General features: G+C 65.1%; 13 protein-coding genes. 8 read left to right on the top strand and 5 right to left on the bottom strand.

Translation table 11 applies throughout. From position 1 onward, the window contains the following. Positions 1-113: 113 nt before the first annotated feature. On the bottom strand, positions 114-869 hold the full coding sequence (gene tpiA / locus ABID58_RS32855) for a triose-phosphate isomerase (RefSeq protein WP_354037016.1): 756 nt from the start codon (positions 867-869) through the stop codon (positions 114-116). 222 nt (positions 870-1091) lie between these two features. On the opposite strand from tpiA, the gene ABID58_RS32860 reads away from it, so the two are divergent. From ABID58_RS32860 to ABID58_RS32880, 5 genes are all read left to right on the top strand, one after another. Next, a complete protein-coding gene (locus ABID58_RS32860) occupies positions 1092-2990 on the top strand; it encodes a SurA N-terminal domain-containing protein (protein ID WP_354037018.1) in 1899 nt (632 codons plus the stop codon). A gap of 14 nt (positions 2991-3004) precedes the next feature. Next, positions 3005-4018 (top strand): anthranilate phosphoribosyltransferase, encoded by a 1014-nt coding sequence (gene trpD / locus ABID58_RS32865; protein ID WP_354037020.1) that lies wholly within the window; start codon positions 3005-3007, stop codon positions 4016-4018. Between the two features lie 7 nt (positions 4019-4025). After that, on the top strand, positions 4026-4847 hold the full coding sequence (gene trpC, locus ABID58_RS32870; RefSeq protein WP_354037022.1) for an indole-3-glycerol phosphate synthase TrpC: 822 nt from the start codon (positions 4026-4028) through the stop codon (positions 4845-4847). Continuing rightward, the gene (moaC, locus tag ABID58_RS32875; protein WP_354037023.1) at positions 4847-5374 is read left to right on the top strand and encodes a cyclic pyranopterin monophosphate synthase MoaC; all 528 of its coding nucleotides are present in this window, start codon (positions 4847-4849) and stop codon (positions 5372-5374) included. Before trpC ends, moaC begins: the two co-directional genes overlap by 1 nt. A gap of 147 nt (positions 5375-5521) precedes the next feature. After that, positions 5522-8242: a bifunctional diguanylate cyclase/phosphodiesterase gene (locus tag ABID58_RS32880; protein ID WP_354037025.1), complete on the top strand. Its 2721-nt coding sequence runs from the start codon at positions 5522-5524 to the stop codon at positions 8240-8242. A gap of 138 nt (positions 8243-8380) precedes the next feature. Here the strand turns inward: ABID58_RS32880 and ABID58_RS32885 are convergent, their stop codons facing one another. Then, positions 8381-9718, bottom strand: a complete 1338-nt coding sequence (locus tag ABID58_RS32885; protein ID WP_148753713.1) for a S41 family peptidase — start codon at positions 9716-9718, stop codon at positions 8381-8383. Between the two features lie 319 nt (positions 9719-10037). On the opposite strand from ABID58_RS32885, the gene ABID58_RS32890 reads away from it, so the two are divergent. From ABID58_RS32890 to ABID58_RS32900, 3 genes are read left to right on the top strand one after another with little or no spacing between them, the layout of a single operon-like run. Beyond that, positions 10038-11165 (top strand): alpha-hydroxy acid oxidase, encoded by a 1128-nt coding sequence (locus ABID58_RS32890; protein ID WP_354037027.1) that lies wholly within the window; start codon positions 10038-10040, stop codon positions 11163-11165. 8 nt (positions 11166-11173) lie between these two features. After that, the gene (locus tag ABID58_RS32895) at positions 11174-11800 is read left to right on the top strand and encodes an HAD family hydrolase (protein ID WP_354037029.1); all 627 of its coding nucleotides are present in this window, start codon (positions 11174-11176) and stop codon (positions 11798-11800) included. Between the two features lie 24 nt (positions 11801-11824). Next, entirely contained in the window at positions 11825-12160 is a 336-nt protein-coding gene (locus ABID58_RS32900; protein ID WP_354037030.1) for a hypothetical protein, read from the top strand. A gap of 104 nt (positions 12161-12264) precedes the next feature. Here ABID58_RS32900 and ABID58_RS32905 read toward each other — a convergent pair whose 3' ends face one another. Genes ABID58_RS32905 through ABID58_RS32915 form a run of 3 tightly spaced genes read right to left on the bottom strand, consistent with a single transcriptional unit; the run spans position 12265 to position 15021 of the window. Further along, on the bottom strand, positions 12265-13047 hold the full coding sequence (locus tag ABID58_RS32905; RefSeq protein ID WP_354037031.1) for a hypothetical protein: 783 nt from the start codon (positions 13045-13047) through the stop codon (positions 12265-12267). Between the two features lie 29 nt (positions 13048-13076). Continuing rightward, the gene (locus ABID58_RS32910; RefSeq protein WP_246230126.1) at positions 13077-13646 is read right to left on the bottom strand and encodes a hypothetical protein; all 570 of its coding nucleotides are present in this window, start codon (positions 13644-13646) and stop codon (positions 13077-13079) included. A gap of 43 nt (positions 13647-13689) precedes the next feature. After that, positions 13690-15021: a YadA-like family protein gene (locus ABID58_RS32915; RefSeq protein ID WP_354037032.1), complete on the bottom strand. Its 1332-nt coding sequence runs from the start codon at positions 15019-15021 to the stop codon at positions 13690-13692. Positions 15022-15104: the final 83 nt, after the last annotated feature.

The following is a 15104-nucleotide window of genomic DNA, read 5'->3' on the forward strand; positions in this document are numbered from 1 at the left end:
GGTACCGGCAGCCGATCGCGCTTCGCGGGTTTTCCTGAAGTTGCGCGGTGTTACACGATCGGAAACGGCATTGCCACCCCCGATCGGCCACGGCCCCGCGCTTTACGAATTAGCTAGGGGCAGCCCTTGGCGATCGCAAGGAAATCGGCCGCTTTCAGGCTGGCACCGCCGACCAACGCGCCGTTGACGTTTTTGACCGCCATCAGCTCGGCCGCGTTCGACGGTTTGACCGAGCCGCCATACAGGATCCGCATCGCCGCCCCATCCGCCTTGAAACGGGACGTCAGGAGTTCCCGGATAAAGCCATGAACTTGCTCGACATCCTGGGACGTGGGAGTCAGGCCCGTGCCGATCGCCCACACCGGCTCATAGGCCACGACCAGATTGGCTGCGGTGGAGCCGTCCGGGAGCGAGCCGTTGAGCTGGCCGTGGACGATGTCCAGGGTCTGCCCGGCATCGCGCTGGGCCTGCGTCTCGCCGATGCAGACGATCGCGACCGCTCCTGCCCGCCAGACGGCTTCCGCCTTCTGCCGGATCAGCACATCGCCCTCGCCATGGTCGGCGCGGCGCTCGGAATGGCCGACAATGATGGCGGTCGCGCCCGCGTCCGCCAGCATTTCGGCCGCGATGTCGCCGGTATGGGCGCCGGAGGCCTTGGGATGGCAATCCTGGGCCCCTACGGCGACCTTCTTGCCGTGCGCCTTGTCGGCAAAGGCTGCAATCAGGGTTGCCGGCGGGCAGACCAGCAGATCGGCCTTGCCGGCCACCGCTGCCGCGCCATTGAGCATGGCGTCGAATTCGGCGGCCGCGGCCTTCAGGCCGTTCATTTTCCAGTTGCCGGCAATCAGCGGTCGGATGGCATCGGTCATGTCAATTCCCAGCAAAATGAGGTTTGTGCATGCGCTAGCAGAGGTGCCGCGGCAGTTCCAGAGACCAGGGGCCTTTAACCGCAGCTTCGAAGGGCGGCCTGAGCTGAGGTTGCGGGGGGAAAGCCGCCACTTTATGATGGCATATCAATTTGGTGACGCGCTTCTGCGGAATCTGCATTAAGACGCGCTCCCGTTCCCCTCCTTTCAGACAAGTTGGACCAAATGCTTCGAGGAATGCGCAAGGCCTCATCAAACTGGGTCGGCAAGACCATCATGGCCGTCGTGATGGGCGTGTTGATCATCAGCTTCGGCATTTGGGGCATCGCCGACATCTTCCGGGGCTTCGGACAGTCCACGGTGGCCAAGGTCGGCCACACCGAGATTTCGCTGAACGAGTTCCGCCAGATCTACACCGACCGCCTCCAGCAGATCGGCCGCCAGTTCGGCCGCCCGCTGACACCGGAACAGGCGCGCGCGTTCGGCCTTGATCGCCAGGTGCTCCAGCAGACGATTGCGGAAGCCGCCCTCGACGAGAACGCACGCCGGCTCGGGCTCGGCCAATCCGATGAGCAGATCCGACAGCTCATCATGAACGATCCGAACTTCAATGGCGTCGATGGCAAATTCGACGCGAACCGCTTCCAGAGCCTGATCCGCAATTTCGGCTACACCGAGCAGCGCTACGTGGCCGAACAGCGCAAGGTGGCGCTGCGCCGGCAGATCACCGGCACGATCGGCGCCGGCCTCGAGCCGCCGAAAGCCATGCTCGACGTCGCGACCCGCTTCCAGAACGAGCAGCGCGCGATCGAGTTCGTCAGGCTCGACACGGCCCAGGCAGGCACCATCGAGGCGCCCTCGCCCGAGGCGCTCGCAGCCTATTTCGAGGATCACAAGGTCCAGTTCCGCGCGCCCGAATACCGCAAGATCGTCTTCGCAGTGATCTCGCCTGAGGAAATCGCCAAGTGGAGCGACGTTTCAGATGACGACGCGAAGAAACTGTTCGAGCAGCGCAAGGACCAGCTCTCCACGCCGGAGAAGCGCCATATCTACCAGATCGTGTTCCCGAACGCTGCCGACGCGCAGGCCGCGCGCGAGCGCCTCGCCGGCGGCCTCTCCTTCGAGGACCTCGGCAAGGAGCGCGGACTGAACGCCACCGACGTCGATCTCGGGCTCGTGGCCAAATCCGCGCTCGAATCCGCTGTCGGCGATGCCGCCTTCGCGCTTGCCGCAGGCGAGATCAGCCAGCCGATCCAGGGCCGTCTCGGCGTCTCGATCGTCAAGGTCGACAAGATCGAGCCGGGCGTCGAGGCCGACTACGCCAAATTTGCCGGCGACGTGAAGCGCCAGATCGCGACCGAGCGCGCCCGCGTCAAGGTCGGCGAGCTCCGCGACAAGATGGAAGACGAGCGCGGCGCAGGCACCAGCGTCGCCGATGCCGCCCAGAAGCTCGGGCTCACCGCCGTGACCATCGATGCCGTCGACCGCTCGGGCCGCGCGCCGAACGGGCAGACCGTCGCCAACATTCTGCAGGGCCTCGATGTGGTGTCGCAGGCCTTCAACAGCGACGTCGGCGTCGACAACGACCCGATCTCGTTCAAGGGCGGCTATGTCTGGTACGACGTGGTCGCCATCACGCCGTCGCGCGACCGCAACCTCGACGAGGTTCGAGACCAGGTCGAGGCCCGCTGGCGCCAGGACCAGATCGCCACCAAGCTGAAGGCGAAGGCGACCGAGATGGTGCAGAAGCTCGAACAGGGCGGCAGGCTCGCTGACGAGGCGGCCGCGATCAACGCCAAGGTCGAGACCGCCAGCGGCTTCAAGCGCGACGACACGCCTGCCAGCGTGCCCGCGAACATCGTTGCGGCCGCTTTCCGCACCGCCAAGGACGGCGTCGGACAGGCGCCCGTGACCGGCGGCGGCGAAGTCATCGTCTACCGCGTCACCGACATCGTCGATCCCGCGGCCGACACGGCCTCCGACGCCGTCAAGAAGCTGAAGGACAGCACCGACCGGTCGTTGACCGACGAGCAGGTTGCTTCCTACGTCAACAAGCTTGAAGCCGACATCGGGACCACCATCAATCAGGCCGCCTTCGCGCAGGTGACCGGCGCGAACCAGTGAGTTGAAAGCACGCGATGGACGACCTGAAATCGATCATTGGAAAAGTGGCGACCGGCGCCAGCCTGTCGCGTGACGAGGCCGCTTCCGCCTTCGACGCCGTGATGTCCGGCGAGGCTACGCCCTCGCAGATGGGCGGCCTGCTGATGGCGCTGCGGGTGCGCGGCGAGACCGTGGACGAGATCACCGGCGCGGTCACGGCGATGCGCTCGAAGATGCTCACGGTCGATGCGCCTGCGGACGCCGTCGACATCGTCGGCACCGGCGGCGACGGCTCCGGCTCGGTCAACGTCTCGACCTGCGCGTCGTTCATCGTCGCGGGCACGGGCCTCCCCGTGGCCAAGCATGGCAACCGCGCGCTGTCCTCGCGCTCGGGCGCCGCCGACGTGCTGGCCTCGCTCGGCGTGAAGATCGACCTCAAGCCCGAGCAGGTCGGGCGCTGCGTGCGCGAATGCGGCATCGGCTTCATGTTCGCGCCGGCTCATCATCCCGCCATGAAGAACGTCGGCCCGACCCGGGTCGAGCTCGCGACGCGCACGATCTTCAATCTGCTCGGCCCGCTGTCCAACCCCGCCGGCGTGAAGCGGCAGATGGTCGGGGTGTTCTCGCGGCAATGGGTGCAGCCGCTGGCGCAGGTGCTGAAGAACCTCGGCTCCGAATCCGCCTGGGTGGTGCACGGCTCCGACGGGCTGGACGAGATCACCCTCACTGGCCCGAGCTTCGTCTCCGCACTCCACAATGGCGAGATCAGGAATTTCGAGGTGACGCCCGAGGACGCCGGCCTGTCGCGCTGCGAGCCCGGTGCACTCAAGGGGGGCGATGCCGACGCCAATGCGATCGCGCTGCAAAGCGTGCTCGACGGCATGCCGAGCCCCTATCGCGACGTCGCACTCCTCAACGCCGCGGCCGCGCTCATCGTCGCCGGACGCGCCAAGGACCTTAAGGAGGGCGTCGCGATCGGAGCAAAATCGCTCGACAGCGGCGCGGCGAGCGCGCGGCTGAAGCATCTGATCGCGGTCTCGAACAGCTGAGCCTGTCATGTCTGATATCCTGACCAAGATCGAAGCCTACAAGCGCGAGGAGATTGCCGCAGCCAAGCGCGCGCAGCCGCTCGCGGCGGTGGAGGCAAAGGCCGATGCGCAAGGCGCGCCGCGCGGTTTCGTGCGCGCGATCAGGGCCAAGCACGCCAATGGCGACTATGCGCTGATCGCCGAGGTGAAGAAGGCCTCGCCGTCCAAGGGGCTGATCCGCGAAGATTTCGATCCGCCCGTGCTCGCCCAGGCCTATGAGGCGGGCGGCGCGGCTTGCCTGTCGGTGCTGACCGACACGCCCTCGTTCCAGGGCCATCTCGACTTCATGGTGGCCGCGCGCGCAGCCACGTCACTGCCGGTGCTGCGCAAGGATTTCCTGTTCGACACCTATCAGGTGGTCGAGGCCCGCGCGCATGGCGCCGATTGCATTCTCATCATCATGGCCGCGCTCGACGACGCCACCGCCAGGGACCTCGAAGACGCTGCCATCGCCTATGGCATGGACGTGCTGATCGAGATCCATGACGGCGCCGAGCTTGATCGCGCGCTGAAGCTGCGTTCGCCGATGATCGGGGTCAACAACCGCAATCTGCGCACCTTCGAGACCACGCTTGCGACCAGCGAGACGCTGGCGCCGCTGATCCCCGACGAGCGGCTGATGGTCGGCGAGAGCGGCATCTTCACGCCTGCCGACCTCGCCCGGCTCGAGCGCGTCGGCATGTCGACTTTCCTGGTCGGCGAGAGCCTGATGCGGCAGGCCGACGTCACCGCGGCGACGCGCGCGCTGCTCGCGCGCGAGTCCAAGGCCCGCGCCACAGGCGCGCGCTGATGGCGCGCAAGCCGTCCAAGACCAAGCAGAAGACCAAGCCGTCGAACAAGGCGAGCCCTGCCCTCACCCATATCAGCGCCTCCGGCGAGGCGCGGATGGTCGACGTCTCGGACAAGACCGCAACCGAGCGGCTCGCCGTCGCCGAAGGATGCGTCGTCATGGAAAGGGCGACGCTCGACCTGATCGTCTCCGGCAATGCCAGGAAGGGCGACGTGCTCGGCACCGCGCGCATCGCCGGAATCATGGCGGCGAAACGCACCTCCGAGCTGATCCCACTCTGTCATCCGCTCGCGCTGTCGAAAGTCACGGTCGACATCGAGCCCGACGCGAAGCTGCCGGGCTGTGTGGTGCGTGCCAGCGTCAAGGTGACCGGCCCCACCGGCGTCGAGATGGAAGCGCTGACGGCGGTCTCTGTCGCCTGTCTCACCATCTACGACATGATCAAGGCGGTGGAGCGCGGCGTCCGCATCGAGGGCATCCGGCTCGTCGAGAAGCTCGGCGGCAAGTCGGGCCACTACCGCGCCTGATCACGCCATGCGCATCGATTGCATTTGTGTGTTGCGGTTTATGCCGCGTTAACCCCGCTTCCTAACGTCGCCTCCACATCGATCCTGTAAACCGACGGATGTACGGGGGTCATGAATTGACCCTGACGTGTGTACGGCAGCGACGACATGATGACGGGATACGGCAGTCGCCTCCTTGACCAGGCCTTCGTCCGCAGCGGACCGATCCGCTGGCTGGTGGTGGGCGGCACACTCCTGATCGCTGCGATCGCCGTCGGCGCGGTGCTGATGGCGCAGAACTTCCGCGAGCGCGCGCTACGCAACTCCGGCCGTGAGCTGGAAAACACCGTGCTGCTGCTCGCCCATCATTTCGATCAGCAATTGCAGGATTTCGCGGTCATCCAGAAGGATTTCGTCGGCCATGTGCGCGCGAGCGGAATCACGACCGCGGAGGACTATCGCGGGCGCCTCGCCGGCCAGGACGTGCACCAAATGCTGCGTTCGAAGATCGAGGCGCTGCCTTACATGGGCGGCGTCAACATCATCGACGCCGACGGCAATGTCATTAATTCCTCGACGGCATGGCCGGCCCCGAAGGTCAACGTTTCCGACCGCTCTTATTATCGCACCTTCCGATACGATCCGCAGGCGCCCGACGTGCTGATCGAACCGGTGCACAGCCGCATCTCCGGCGCCTGGACCATCCTGATCGTGCGCAAGATCATGGGACCGCACGGCGAGTTCATGGGCATCGTCGGACGGGGCATCGAGCCGGCCAATTTCGAGAAATTCTTCGAGACCGTCATGCTCGGCGAAGGCGCGACGATCTCGATGCTGCATCGCGACGGCACTTTGCTTGCCCGCTTCCCGCATTCCAGCGAGATAATGGGACACAATTTCAGGAACGGCTCGTTCGAGCGGCAAAAGATCTTCACGCTCGATCACTTCGCCGGACGTTTCGTGAGCCCGGTCGACGGCGAGGACCGGCTGGTCTCGGCGCGTGCCCTGCCCCACTTCCCGATCCTGATGATGGCGACGACCACGCGCGCGGCGGCGCTTGCCGACTGGCGCGAGCAGATCGGCATCCTGATTTCGGTCGCCTGCGCCTCCGCGCTCGCGATCGCCGGCGTGCTGATCGCGATCGTGCGCAAGCTCGTGGAGCAGCATCGCATGTCCCGGGAGCGGCTGACGCTGGAGAAGCAGCGCCTCGACCGCGCCGTCAACAACATGACCCAGGGCCTGCTGCTGTTCGACGCCTCGCAAAAGCTCGTGGTTTGCAACCAGCGCTACATCGAGATGTACGGCTTGTCGGCCGAGATCGTGAAGCCAGGCTACAGCTTTCTCGACATCATCGCGCACCGCAAGGCCACGGGTTCGTTCCCGGGCGACGTGGACCAGTATGTCGCACGCGTGCTGCGCGATGTCCATGTGCGCAACTCCATGGTCGTTGATACCGGCGACGGCCGCTCGATCCAGATCGTCAACGAGCCGCTCGGCGACGGCGGCTGGGTCGCGACCCATGAGGACATCACCGAACGTCGCCGCATCGAGGAGCGCATCACCCATCTCGCGCATTACGACGCGCTGACCGACCTGCCGAACCGCGCCATGTTCCACGAACATCTGCGCGGAGAGCTGCTCGCCATCGTCGACGGCGACGAGCTCGCGGTGCACTACATCGACATCGACGAATTCAAGGGCGTCAACGACGCGCTCGGCCATCTCGTCGGCGACGAGCTGTTGAAATCGGTGGCGGAGAGCCTCCGCGGCTGCGCCGGCCCCACCGACTTCGTGGCGCGGCTCGGCGGCGACGAGTTCGCGATCGTCCAGAGCGCGGTGACCTCCCAGGACCAGGTCAACGAGCTCGTCGCGCGGGTCTTCGCGGCGATCCGCACACCATTCGACTGCATGGGGCATCATCTCACCACCGACGCCAGCATCGGCATTGCGCTGGCGCCGGGACACGGCACCGCGCTGGACCAGATCCTGAAGAACGCGGACATGGCGATGTACGCCGCCAAAGCCGCCGGGCGCCGCACCTGCCGATTCTTCGAGCCGGAAATGGACGCCAAGGTGCGCGAGCGGCGACAGCTGGAGATCGATCTGCGCCACGCCATCGCTCATGGCGGCCTCGAGGTCTATTACCAGCCCTGCCTCAGCCTCAAGGACGACCGCATCACCGGCTGCGAGGCGCTGGTGCGCTGGCGCCACCCCGAGCGCGGCATGGTTTCGCCGGCCGAGTTCATCCCGATTGCCGAGGATACCGGGCTGATCAACGAGATCGGCGAATGGGTGCTGGCGACTGCCTGCCGCGACGCCGCCGGCTGGCCCGACGACATCCGCCTCGCCGTCAACGTCTCGCCGGTGCAGTTCAAGAGCGGCACGCTGGCGCTGAAGATCATGGCGGCGCTGGCCGCCTCCAATCTGCCGGCGAGCCGGCTCGAGCTCGAGATCACCGAGGCCGTGCTGATCCGCGACGACGAGACCGCGCTTGCGATCCTGCACCAGCTCCGCGCCATCGGCGTCCGCATCGCGCTCGACGATTTCGGCACCGGCTACTCCTCGCTGAGCTATCTGCACCGCTTCCCGTTCGACAAGATCAAGATCGACCGCTGCTTCGTCAACGACATCGCAGGCCCCGACGGCTCTGCCAGCATCGTACAGGCCGTGGTCAACCTCGCCAGCGCCCGCCGCATGGCGACCACGGCCGAAGGCGTCGAGACCGAGGAACAGCAGCGGCTGCTGCGCACGCTCGGCTGCACCGAGATGCAGGGCTATTTGTTCAGCGCCGCAAAGCCGGCCGACAAGGTCGTGGAGCTGTTCGCGCTCCATCGCAGCCGCCTCGCCCAGCGCGACGGCAACGAAGCTCGCCGCCGCGAGGCAGGCTAGCAAGGACCGCTAGTTCGTAGATGGAATACTTCGTAGGGTGGGCAAAGCGAATCGTGCCCACCTCTTGTCTTCCCGCACACGCAGAAGCGGTGGGCACGTCGCTTACGCTCCTTTGCCCACCTACGGCATCTCGATCAGCTAGTTCGGCACGGTGGTCTTCGGCGCCGGCTTCGCGGCGGCCGCGTTCACGGTGACGCCGTGCAGGAAGTCGTAGGCCGCGTGCAGCGCCTTGTCGTCCTTCTCTTCCGGCGGGACATAGGATTGCGATCCGGTCTGCTCGCTGCCGTCAGCGGCCTGCAGATGGCCGCGCATCTGCGACTCCGCCATGGTGTCGACGCGGCCTTTCAGCTCAGCCGGCACGTCCTGGAGGATCTCGATGTCAGGTGCGATGCCCTGGGCCTGGATCGAGCGGCCCGATGGCGTGTAGTAGCGCGCCGTGGTCAGCGCCAGCGCGCCGTTGCCGGCGCCGAGCGGAATGATGGTCTGCACCGAGCCCTTGCCGAACGAGCGGGTGCCAATGATCGTGGCACGCTTGTGATCGTGCAGCGCACCGCCCACGATTTCGGACGCCGACGCCGAGCCGCCGTTGACCAGCACCACAAGCGGCTTGCCCTTGGTGAGGTCGCCGCCATGCGCGGTGAAGCGCTGGGTCTCTTCCGGATTGCGGCCGCGGGTCGAGACGACCTCGCCGCGCTGCAGGAACGCGCTGGACACCGACACGGCCTGGTCGAGCAAGCCGCCCGGATTGTTGCGCAGGTCCATCACGTAGCCGACAAGCTTCTCCTGCGGGACGTCCTTGGAGATAGAGGCGATCGCCTTCTTCAGGCCGTCGGTGGTCTGCTCGTTGAACGAGGTGACGCGGATGTAGCCGATGTCGCCGTTCTCGACATGGAAGCGGACGGGGCGGACATGGATGATCTCGCGCGTGATCGCGACATCGAGCGGCGCATCGGCGCCCTTGCGCATGATGGTGAGCTTCGTCTTGGTGTCGACCGGCCCCTTCATCTTGTTGACGGCCTGCTCGAGCGTCATGCCCTGCACGGCCTCGCCATCGATCTTGCTGATGAGGTCGCCGGACATGAGGCCGGCCTTGGACGCCGGCGTGTCGTCGATGGGCGAGACGACCTTGACCAGGCCCTCCTCCATCGTGACCTCGATGCCGAGCCCGCCGAATTCGCCGGAGGTGGTCTCCTGCATCTCGGTCCAGGCCTTGTCGTTCATGTAGCGGGAATGCGGATCAAGCGAGGTCACCATGCCCGTGATCGCGCCTTCGATCAGCTTGGAATTGTCGGGTTTCTCGACATAGCTCGCCTTCACCCGCTCGAACACCTCTCCGAACAGGTTGAGCTGCGAATAGGCGTCATCCGCATTCGCTGCCGCCCGCGCCGCCCATAGTCCGCCATGCGGACCGGATGCGAGGAGGGTCAAGCATGCTCCGGTGAGCGCGCCCAGGGGGAACAGCAGGGTTTTCCGCATGGAATGGTTGGCCTTTTTGCTTCGCGGTTCTCTTGGGGCAGTTCGTTCGGGCTTGGGAGCCGCCATGCAAATGGCGATCCAGACCGGTTCTCACAATATCATTCCGGTTTCTTCAAGGCCGGCGTGCCACGCCGGCGGGCAGCTTGTAGAAATCCCTTCGTCTGGACCTAAACTTTTGGCAACGTTCGGAAACCACCTCGCGCAAAGCAGGAATCGGTCGGCCGGCCCACGCCTCGCTGCTATGCGATTTTAGGATGGTTTTGCAGCCCTGAACGGGATACCCGATGGCATAAGGCTTCAAATTCTCGGGAGGATAACAATGAACGAAGCGCTCCGGCCGGAACGGAACGTCGAACTCGGCGCCAGCAACGAGCCGTTCCAGAACCTGCACGAATTCATCCGGAAGGCGCGTTCCAACCTCAACCAGAACGCCTGGGACTACATCGTCGGCGCCGCGGAGACCGAGACCACGATGCGCCGCAATCGCATGGCCCTGGACGAGATCGCCTTCCGCCCGCGCGTGCTGCGTGACGTGCGCAAGGTCTCCGGCTCGGTCGAGCAGTTCGGCCGCAAGATGCGCTTGCCCGTGGTGCTCGCCCCAGTTGGCGCGCTGGAAATCTTCGACCCGCACGGAGCCGCCAGCGTCGCGCGCGCGGCCGGCACCTTCGGGGCGTCGCACATGTTGAGCTCGGTCTCCGAGCCCGGTCTGGAGAAGACCGCCGAAGCCGCCCCCGATGCGCTGCGCATGTACCAGCTCTATGTCCGCGGCGATGATGCCTTCGTCGCCGACGTCGTCAGCCGCGCCGAGAAGGCCAAATATGCCGCCTTCTGCCTGACCGTCGACACCGCCCATTACAGCCGTCGTGAGCGTGACATCGCCAAGCGCTACGTTCGCGAAAGCCGCCTGCGCGCCACTGGCGGCGATTTCCAGAAGGGGCTGGAGTGGCGGACCGTGAAGATGGTCAAGGACAAGTTCCGGATACCGCTTATCCTCAAGGGCATCGCCACCGCCGAGGACGCGCAGATCGCGGTCGATCACGGCGTCGAGTGGATCTATGTCTCCAACCACGGCGGCCGCCAGCTCGATCACGGCCGCGGTGCCATGCATGTGTTGCCCGAGATCGTCGAGGCGGTAAAGGGGCGCGCCAAGATCATGGTGGATGGCGGCATCTGCCGCGGCACCGACATCGTCAAGGCGATCGCAGCGGGCGCCGACCTCGTCGGCATCGGCCGGCTGCAGTGCTGGGCCCTGGCGGCGGCCGGCGAGACCGGCGTGACGCGAATGCTCGAGCTGCTGGAGGACGAGGTGCTGCGCTGCCTCGGCCTCCTCGGTGCCACCTCGTTCGCGGATGTCGACAAATCCTGCCTGCACCAGGCCGCCGCAACCAATGCGCCGAGTGTGTTCAGCGCGTTCCCGCTGTTCGACCATGAACCCTACCGATACTGAAGGATAGAATGACATCGCTCTCTCCCGGCAGCGCGGATGCGCTTCTGTTCGATCTCGGGCGCGTCGTGCTCGACATCGATTTCTCCAAGGCGATCACCTGCTGGGCAGGACATGCCGGGTGCAAGCCTGAGGCCGTCCTCGCGCGTTATGTGCGCGACAGCGAGGCCTACCGGCTGCACGAGCTCGGTAAGATCAGCGACGAGGACTATTTCCAGTCGCTGCGCTCATCGCTCGGCATCGACATTTCGGATGCGCAGTTCCTGGAGGGCTGGAACGCGATCTTCGCCGGCGAAATGCCCGACGTTGCCGAATTGCTGCCGCGCGCGGCGAAGCAGATGCCGCTCTATGCCTTCTCCAACACCAACCGCCCGCATGTAGACCATTTTTCGAAAGAGTATGCCGATCTGCTCGGCCATTTCCGCGAGTTGTATCTGTCCTCCAGCATCGGCCTGCGCAAACCGGACGCGGAGGCGTTTGACCACGTGGTGGCTGCGATCGGCGTGCCGGCGGAGCGAATCGTGTTCTTCGATGACCTCGCCGAAAACGTCGAAGGCGCCCGCGCCCGCGGGCTGACGGCGGTGCATGTCACCTCTCCCGGAGATGTCGGGAACGCGCTGAGAGCGCTGGGTATGTGACGGCAAAGTCGCGGACCGTCCACGTTGGATGTTTCAGGAACTATTTCGCTTGAAAATGCGGAACCAGCTCACTTTGTGCATTTTTATACCGAGTTCCCGGAACGAATGCCCGGTTCAGGACTCAATGAGTCCGTTGGGAACCTCTACATCGGACGTATCATCGTGTTGGGCAAAACCTACCTCACCAAGCAGGCCTCTCTGCTGGTCAAGTTCGCCAAGACCACCTCGGATTCCGAGCTTTCCGCCAAGCTGATGAGCAAAGCGGCGGATCTGAAATCTCGGGCCGATCCCATGCCCGGCGGGGATCACAGCCTGAAGGCACCGGATGTCGATCCTGATCATGGAACGGGGACAGCCTGACCGCCGTCTTCTGGCCATGCTGCTTTCAATTCGTTTTTCTCATCCCGAATTCAGCAGTCCCTGCGTCTGGTGAGCCGCGTCGGCCCCTTCGGGCGTACCCCGGCTCACCAGCGGCCCTGAAGCCTCAGGCTCGCCTCGAGGTCGCCGCGGAAATTGTGCTGACCGAGATGGAGCAACTTGCACTGCAGGTCGACCCATATCTTGCCGCCGATGTCGCGCCAGCGGCGGCAGAACGCATAGTCCTCTGAGAGATAGCGGCCGGAATCCGGATCGACCATGCAGTCGAAGAACAGCCAATGCAGATGCGCCAGCGGATTATTCGGCGGGCCGTCCGGGACGTAGTTCAGCTCCGGATATTTCTCCATCATCTGCTTGAACACGTCACGCTTGACGCACAAGAATCCGGTCGGCGCCTCCGCCACCTCAGCAAAACCATCGGCATCTGCATAGGTGCTGATGCGCTCGACGCCATGGCCGATTGGGTTGAAGGGGTATTCGGTATAGCGATCCTCGAATTGCTGCCGGGTCGTTCCCGCCGGCAGTCCTCCCTCCGGCCAGTTGAAGTTCTTCATCGGATAGATGCCGGCGGTCACGTCGCGATCGATCAGGAGCAGGCGGCAGACCGATTGCGGCGTGAAGGCGAGATCAGAATCGATCCAGAACAGATGGGTGAGCGTCTCGTCGGAGAGGAACTTGATCACCATCTTGTTGCGCGAGCGGGTGATCAGGCTTTCCGAATGCATGTGCAGAATGCATTGCAGCCCGAACCGGTTGCAGTGATGGGTCAGCTCGAAAATGCTGGTGACGTAGTGCATGCTGACGGCCGAGATGTAGCAAGGCGTCGCAAACATCACTTTCATCGATTTCAGCGCTTCGTCGGGTAACATTTCTCGCTCGTCTGGCCGAGTTGCTGCGTCTATTTCGAGGCGTTCTCCGGCGGCTTGGTCGCCGGTGCGGACTTTGCGACCGCCGCAGGCTGCTTGCTGGCATTTGTCGGGGTCTGCTTTTGCTCAACACGCGGCTCGGGCGGGGTCGGCGCTGCCGGCCCGCTCTGTCCAATCGAGACCGAGATCCCGAACAACCGCCACTGTCCGTTCACCGGCGCGAAGGCCAGGTCGAAATTGACCTGGTTCGGGACCGACGGAAAGAAGCCGGCCAAATGCATCAATCCGTTGGCCTCGATCTGCGGCAGCAGGTTGAGCTGCGGATCGATAACGGCGACACCCGAGAGATCGAGATTGTCGTTGCGCAGCTTGGCGAAAATCTCGCCCAGCCGCGCAGCCGAGTTGACTTGGAAACCGGGCGCGCCGATATCGCGCAGCACGGTGTAGTTGCCGGTCTTGTTGGCGTGGTCGAGTGCGAGCAGCGAAGAGCGGACCAGCATCAGCACGCCGTTGCGGTCGATCTGCGCGGGTTTTGGCGCCGGCGGGGGCGTTTCCGCATGGCCGGCGGCGGCGGCCGCCGCCGTCAGCGCAGCCGCAAGCATCAAAGCCCGCCACCCCCGTTGCTTTCCGCTCAACACGCCGCCGTCACCACGCAACCGTCACTCCGGCGCGTCCACCGACGCCGCCTTGCGCGAACCCGGCCGCGACGCCGCCGTTGAGCACGACATACTGGTTGAGGCGCATCTGGGCGCCCAAGCTCATGGCGTTCTGCCCGCGGAACGTGCCCCAATTGGTGGAGACCGCAAACCGCTTGTCCGATGGCAGTGCCGAGCCGCCCATGGCAATGGCGATCGCGGTGCCCTCGAACGCCTGCCGCATTTGCGTCTGCAACGTGGAGACGTTGGACTGCAGCGTGGAAATATCGGCTCCGCTGAAGCTTGCGGCGGCCAGATGCCCGGCGGCATCCGTTGTAACCACCTGCGTCGGGCCGGATTGTGCGGCAAGGCTCGCGGCCGAGGTGAGGCCGGACATGCGATAGGTGTTCGTGCTGGTGCCGATCGAGACCTGATTGGGCGCCGATGTCGTCGCGCCCGCGCCGATCGCAGTCGAATTGGCGAAGGTAGCCGTGGCGCCCGCACCGATCGCAGTCGCGCCGGTGGCGCTGGCGGTGCTGGCTTGGCCAATCGCGGTGGTGGCGTCGCCGGTCGCGTTGCTACCCTGGCCGAACGCACTGGCTGTCAAGCCATTGGCGATGCTGCCTTGACCAGTCGCGGTTGCGAAATCGCCATTTGCGAAACTGTCTTGGCCGGTCGCGGTCGCGTTGTCGCCGTGGGCGACGCTCTGGGCGCCCGTCGCAGTCGCGAAGGTGCCATTCGCAGCACTTTGAATCCCTGTTGCCGTTGCGTCAAAGCCATTCGCCTTGCTTAGACTACCGGTCGCGGTCGCGTCCACGCCGTTCGCGACGCTGCCTTGTCCTGTCGCCGTCGCGTTGGTCCCGTTTGCGTTGCTGGCTTGTCCCGTCGCCGTTGCATAGGTGCCGTTGGCGAGGCTGAACTGTCCAGTCGCGGTCGCGTTGGTCCCGTCTGCGCGGCTTTGCTCTCCGGTTGCGGTCGCGAGGGTTCCAACGGCGGCGCTGAAGGTACCCGTCGCCGTCGCCGAGGTCCCGTTCGCTACGCTGTTTTGTCCCGTCGCCGTCGCATAGGTGCCGTCCGCGAGGCTGGACGCTCCAGTCGCGGTCGCGTTGGTTCCGTTTGCGGTGCTGCCCGGTCCAGTCGCGGTCGCGAACGTGCCGTTCGCGATGCTGCCCGCACCATAGGCTGTCGCAAAGTTGCCGGTCGTGGTCGCGCCGCTGCCAACCGCTGTCGCGTTGCCGCTGGGCGCGTTGATCACGCCGCCGCCGGCGGCGTAGTCGGCAGAAAGAGCTGCCGAGGGATATAGCGCCACTCCGGCGCCAAGCACGCCCACGCTGGTGAGCATGCTGCTTGCCAGCAAGCCGGCTTTGCGAGACAGGCTCCGGATCACCGGAATGAAGGTCTTGCGACCCCGATGGATTGCGGAAA

This window comes from Bradyrhizobium sp. S3.2.6 (genome assembly GCF_040546885.1).
Taxonomy (GTDB): domain Bacteria; phylum Pseudomonadota; class Alphaproteobacteria; order Rhizobiales; family Xanthobacteraceae; genus Bradyrhizobium; species Bradyrhizobium cytisi.

Coding starts and splice junctions, on each gene's coding strand:
- trpD (WP_354037020.1), top strand. CDS start 3,005: ATGGACGACCTGAAATCGATCATTGGAAAAGTGGCGACCGGCGCCAGC.
- moaC (WP_354037023.1), top strand. CDS start 4,847: ATGGCGCGCAAGCCGTCCAAGACCAAGCAGAAGACCAAGCCGTCGAAC.
- ABID58_RS32910 (WP_246230126.1), bottom strand. CDS start 13,646: ATGCTTGCGGCTGCGCTGACGGCGGCGGCCGCCGCCGCCGGCCATGCG.
- ABID58_RS32860 (WP_354037018.1), top strand. CDS start 1,092: ATGCTTCGAGGAATGCGCAAGGCCTCATCAAACTGGGTCGGCAAGACC.
- ABID58_RS32915 (WP_354037032.1), bottom strand. CDS start 15,021: ATGCTCACCAGCGTGGGCGTGCTTGGCGCCGGAGTGGCGCTATATCCC.
- ABID58_RS32885 (WP_148753713.1), bottom strand. CDS start 9,718: ATGCGGAAAACCCTGCTGTTCCCCCTGGGCGCGCTCACCGGAGCATGC.
- trpC (WP_354037022.1), top strand. CDS start 4,026: ATGTCTGATATCCTGACCAAGATCGAAGCCTACAAGCGCGAGGAGATT.
- ABID58_RS32905 (WP_354037031.1), bottom strand. CDS start 13,047: ATGTTACCCGACGAAGCGCTGAAATCGATGAAAGTGATGTTTGCGACG.
- tpiA (WP_354037016.1), bottom strand. CDS start 869: ATGACCGATGCCATCCGACCGCTGATTGCCGGCAACTGGAAAATGAAC.
- ABID58_RS32890 (WP_354037027.1), top strand. CDS start 10,038: ATGAACGAAGCGCTCCGGCCGGAACGGAACGTCGAACTCGGCGCCAGC.
- ABID58_RS32880 (WP_354037025.1), top strand. CDS start 5,522: ATGATGACGGGATACGGCAGTCGCCTCCTTGACCAGGCCTTCGTCCGC.
- ABID58_RS32895 (WP_354037029.1), top strand. CDS start 11,174: ATGACATCGCTCTCTCCCGGCAGCGCGGATGCGCTTCTGTTCGATCTC.